The 879-nt window shown below is 62.8% G+C and carries 1 pseudogene; it reads left to right on the forward strand.

What is annotated here, in order from left to right:
* Positions 1 to 589: 589 nt before the first annotated feature.
* Positions 590 to 879 (forward strand): annotated as a pseudogene (locus MKL11_RS33360) (helix-turn-helix domain-containing protein); the annotation flags it as partial.

Raw genomic sequence — 879 nt, forward strand, 5'->3', positions numbered from 1 at the left:
GCTGTCGAAAAACCTGAGGCCTTGTGAGGCCCGCATCGCTGCCCCTCACAAGCCATGAGACCCCCCGGGGTGTCAAGACGGAACCTGTTTCCGTCAACGGGAAGGCTTTGCCTGGACCCTGCCGCGGCCCGTGAGGGACCGTGAACCATGAACTATACCTATGAGATCCGCCGACAGGCGGAGACAGCTCCGCGCGCCGCGTTGCCGGCCGTCGCATCCGCGCTGTGGAAAGCGTTCGGAGAGGGACACCTGTCGGAGGCTGAGGCTGAGGCGTTGTCCGGGCTAATCGAAGCCCGGCAATTGACCGAGCGTCCCACGGAGTTGCACCAGCGTTCCACAGATACCCCCAGGAAGGCCGTAGGCTCCCGACCGCGCAACGGATGCCTCGATGGCCCGCCGTCGCCGCTGGGCAGCCTCTGGGAGGCTTCCACCGGCTATCGCTGCTTAGTTTACCCTGGCGGAGCAGGCGGTGCTGGCTGTTATCACGGTGGAGGTCGTGAAGCGGGGGGACTGCCGTCTAGCCCTGGATCACCTAGCCGCATTAGCGGGTGTGAGCCGTGCGACCGTCCGCAACGCGATCTGACAAGCCATGGTGCTCGGCTTCGTGACCGTTGAGGAACGACGCCTCGCCCGCTTCCGCAACGACATCAACATCGTTTGCATCGTGTCGCGGGAATGGACCGCTTGGCTACGGCTCGCCCGCAAAGGGGGTAACGAAACGCTACCCTCTTCCTCTAAAGAGGGAGGGCGTAAATCCGTGAGCGGCACGAATACTCCTGTTTCCTACCCTGTGAATTCAGAGGGTTGGAGGCCGCATAAGGGCTGTCGAATGGTAGAGGGTGACATTGCTGTCATAGCCTCACCGGGCATGCAACAAGG

Source organism: Methylobacterium sp. J-077, assembly GCF_022829365.1.
Classification (GTDB): Bacteria; Pseudomonadota; Alphaproteobacteria; order Rhizobiales; family Beijerinckiaceae; genus Methylobacterium.